At 70.5% G+C, this 3,828-nt stretch carries 5 protein-coding genes and 1 pseudogene; all 6 read left to right on the forward strand.

Features of this window, described 5'->3' with window-relative positions; all coding sequences use genetic code 11:
- Positions 1 to 954, forward strand: a 954-nt coding sequence (locus ACK5IN_RS02915) for a DUF6421 family protein (protein ID WP_416894724.1), incomplete at its 5' end; no start/stop codon positions are given.
- Positions 947 to 1,600 carry an SDR family NAD(P)-dependent oxidoreductase gene (locus ACK5IN_RS02920; RefSeq protein WP_416894725.1) on the forward strand — a complete coding sequence of 218 codons (654 nt, stop codon included), beginning with the start codon at positions 947 to 949 and terminating at the stop codon, positions 1,598 to 1,600. The genes ACK5IN_RS02915 and ACK5IN_RS02920, both read left to right, overlap by 8 nt.
- Positions 1,601 to 1,788: 188 nt before the next feature.
- Complete coding sequence (locus tag ACK5IN_RS02925; RefSeq protein WP_416894726.1) at positions 1,789 to 2,865, forward strand: threonine aldolase family protein; 1,077 nt, start codon at positions 1,789 to 1,791, stop codon at positions 2,863 to 2,865.
- A 149-nt stretch (positions 2,866 to 3,014) separates the two neighbouring features.
- Positions 3,015 to 3,065, forward strand: a pseudogene (locus ACK5IN_RS02930) (hypothetical protein); the annotation flags it as partial.
- 110 nt (positions 3,066 to 3,175) lie between these two features.
- The gene (locus ACK5IN_RS02935) at positions 3,176 to 3,268 is read left to right on the forward strand and encodes a hypothetical protein (RefSeq protein ID WP_416894728.1); all 93 of its coding nucleotides are present in this window, start codon (positions 3,176 to 3,178) and stop codon (positions 3,266 to 3,268) included.
- Between the two features lie 198 nt (positions 3,269 to 3,466).
- Positions 3,467 to 3,787: a winged helix-turn-helix domain-containing protein gene (locus ACK5IN_RS02940; protein ID WP_416894727.1), complete on the forward strand. Its 321-nt coding sequence runs from the start codon at positions 3,467 to 3,469 to the stop codon at positions 3,785 to 3,787.
- Positions 3,788 to 3,828 lie beyond the last annotated feature (41 nt).

Genomic DNA, 3,828 nt, shown 5'->3' on the forward strand with positions numbered 1-3,828 from the left:
ACCTACACCAACGGCCTGTTCGTGTCGCTACGACTGCTGGACTTCACGCCCGGGTACGACACCAACAGTGCCGTGCTGTTCCCGGAGACCGTCGCGATGCGAGAGATCCCGACCTTCACGTGGGGCGCGATCTTCCAGGACCGCGAGGCCGCGCGCTACCGCCGGGTGGTGCGCGCTGCCGCCGAGATCACCAAGCTCGACCTGCCCGAGGGTGCTGCCCGCATTCTGGACGACCAGCAGCTGGCTGAGAAGACCTTCGTGATGTGGGACATCATCCACGACCGCAGCCACATGCGCGGTGACCTGCCGTTCGATCCGTTCATGATCAAGCAGCGGATGCCGTTCTTCCTCTACTCACTGGAGGAGCTGCGCTGCGACCTGACCGCGTTCCGGGAGTGCGTCGGCATCCAAACGCGGCTGCGGGAGCGGGTGGCCGCGGGCGAGGAGCTCTCGACTGCCGAAACGGAGATGCTCGAGCACGCCGGACTGGTGCAGTATGCCGTGATCTTCGACCGGATCTTCCGGTTCGCCATCACCGGCTCCCGGGTGCGAAACTACGACGGACTGGGCGGGCAGCTGCTGTTCGCGTGGCTGCATCAGCGGGACGTGCTGCACTGGACCGACACCGCGCTGGCCTTCGACTGGGACGATGTCCCGGCCGCGGTGGTCGCGCTGTCCGACGCCATCGACCGGTTGTACTGGGAGTCGATCGACCGCCCCAAGACCGCGCCCTGGCTGGCGGCGTATGAGCTGGTCAGCTCGGTGGTCACCCCGAACCCGGCATCTGCGTGGGCCAAGGGCCTGCCGACCGAGGTGCTGGCCGGTCCGCCGAAGGGCTACACCGACGCGGTACTGGACGACGAGTTCCCGCTGTCGATGTTCTTCGAGGCGCTGGAGAAGAAGATGCGCGACGTTATCGCCCCGACCTCGGGAATCACAGGGCGAAATGCCTGAGCTCGCCGGCCGGGTCGTGGTCGTCTCGGGAGCGACGAGTGCGAGCGGGCGCGCGGCCGCCGGAGCGCTGGTCGCGACCGGCGCGCGCGTGATCGCGGTGGGGCGGGATGCCACGAAGCTCGCCGTCCTTCGACAGCGGCACCTCACGACCGAGGTGTGCGACCTGACCGACGAGGCCGACGTGGCCCGGCTCGCCGAGCGCGTACACGACGCGCACGGGCGGGTCGACGGCGTGCTGCACCTCGTCGGCGGCTGGCGCGGCGGCGGGGGCCTGGCCGGGCAGTCCGATGCCGACTACCGGTTCCTCGAGCGCGCGCTCACCGCGCTGCGGCACGTCAGCCGTGCCTTCGACGACGACCTGCGCGCCTCCGACGCCGCGCGGACGGCGATCGTCTCGTCGACCGCGGTCGACCGGCCGCTCGCCGGCGGCGCGAACTACGCGGCGATCAAGGCCGCGAGCGAGGCGTGGATGCGGGCCGTCGCCCAGGGCTTCGCGAAGAACGCCCGGGAACCGGCGCTGCGCGCGGCATCCGTCATCTTCCGCGTAAAAGCGCTCGACGGACTCGAGAACGCTCTCGCCGACGCGTTCGTGCACCTCTGGCACCAGGATGCGGCGACCGTGAACGGCACGGTCATCGCGCTCTGATCCGTCAGCCCCACCACTCCTCGACGGCGAGCCGGGGCACCGGGAGATCTCTCGCAGGTTGCGTGTGTCCAGCGTCGTTCCCCGCGCACGGGCTTGTCCGGCCGTGACGGTGGAGACGCCGCTCATCGCGACATCGCCCCCACCCTCGCCGTCGAGCGACCCACGGCGGGCAATTAGGCTGGGGGCTCGTGACCACCCTCCACGACCCCACCGCACGCGGCTTCGCCTCCGACAACTACTCGGGCGTCCACCCCGAGGTGCTCGACGCGATCGCGGCCGCCAACGGCGGCCACCAGGTCGCGTACGGCGAAGACGACCACACCGCGCGCCTGCAGCAGGTCGCGGCCCGGCACTTCGGACCGCAGGCCGAGGCCTGGCCGATGTTCAACGGCACCGGTGCGAACGTCGTCGGGCTGCAGTCGATGCTGCCGCGCTGGGGTGCGGTGATCTGCGCGACGACGGCGCACGTCCACGCCGACGAGGGCGGCGCGCCCGAGAAGTCGGGCGGCATCAAGCTGCTCCCGATCGCCACCCCCGACGGCAGGCTCACCCCCGAGCTGATCGCGCAGGAGGCGTGGGGCTGGGGCAACGAGCACCGGGCGCAGCCGCTCGTGGTGCACCTCACGCAGTCCACCGAGCTGGGCACCGTGTACACGCCCGACGAGGTGCGCGCGATCAGCTCGTACGCGCATGAGAAGGGCATGCGGGTGTACATGGACGGCGCCCGCCTGTCGAACGCCGCCGCCGCGCTCGACCAGCCGCTGCGCGCGTTCACGACCGACGCGGGAGTGGATGTCGTCAGCTTCGGCGCCACGAAGAACGGCGCGCTGGCCGCCGAGGCGATCATCGTGCTGACCCCGGGCGCGTCGGAGGGGCTCGTCTACCTGCGCAAGCAACAGATGCAGCTCGCCTCGAAGATGCGGTTCATCTCGACGCAGCTGCTGGCGCTGCTGGACGGCGACCTGTATCTGCGCAATGCGCGGCATGCCAACGAGATGGCGCAGCGCCTGCGCGCGGGCATCGAGACGGGTCTTGCCGACGGGTCGCTGCACGGCGTCGCGTTCACGCAGGCGACCCAGGCCAACGCCGTTTTCGCGTCGCTGCCGGAGGGGGTCGCCGATCGCCTGCGCGAGCGGTTCCGCTTCTACGACTGGGATGCCTCGAAGGGCGAGGTGCGGTGGGTGTGCAGCTTCGACACGACCGAGGCCGACGTCGACGCGTTCCTGGCGGCGCTGCGCGCCGAGCTCGGCGGCACCCCGTCCTGATCTTGCATTCATAGGAATACACCTTCCTCTCCGTGCGCTGTATCGAATCGGCGCTGAGCGCAGCGCCACGACGCAGAGAGGTGGATGAGGTGGAACGGTTCGACGGACGCGTGGCCCTGAGCCCCGCCTACCACGCCGCCAAGGGCGCGGTGCGGCTGCTGACGAAGACCACGGCGCTCGGCTGGGCGAAGGAGGGCGTGCGCGTCAACTCGGTGCACCCCGGCTTCATCGACACGCCCATCCTCGGCAACACCGACCGCGACATGCTCATCGCCGGCACCCCCTGGGGCGTCTGGGCAGACCCGAGGAGATGGCCGTGCTCATCGCGTTCGTCGCCAGCGACGACGCGAGCTTCGCCACGGGGTCGGAGTTCGTCGCCGACGGTGGGTACACGGCCGGCTGACCCGAACCGGTTCTCACCTCACGGACACGGCCGACCCCGGGGGTTCTCAAGCCCAGGCCAGGCTGGCGGTCGCCACCACGGTGGCCCACAAGGCGAGCGCGACGGCGACGTGGTGTCGCTGGGCTACCACCTGCTCGCCACCGCCGTGACCACGCTGCCCACCTTCGCGGCCGCCGCGGTGATCTGGCGTCGACGCTGATGGCCGACGCCTCGACCACCGACGCCTCCCACCCCCGACACCAACTCGACGGGGTCATCCACTCGCCGGTCCGATTCTCGATCATCGCCGCCCTGGCCTCGGTGGACGAAGCCGAGGTCGCCAAGGTGCGCGACGCGGTGGAGATCTCCGATTCCCTGATCTCCCGCCAGATCAGCACCCTGGACGACGCCGGCTACGTCAAGGTCAAGAAGGGCTACGTCGGAAAGCGACCCCGCACGTGGCTGTCGCTCACCGCGAAGGGGCGGAGCGCCTACGAGGCCCACCTCGCCGCCCTCCGGGCTATCGCCCCCGAGCTGTAGACCCCGCCAGGGTGACCACGGGAGGGGTCCCGGGGCGACCG

Origin of the sequence: Microbacterium sp. (assembly GCF_047971895.1) — a bacterium.
Lineage (GTDB): Bacteria > Actinomycetota > Actinomycetes > Actinomycetales > Microbacteriaceae > Microbacterium.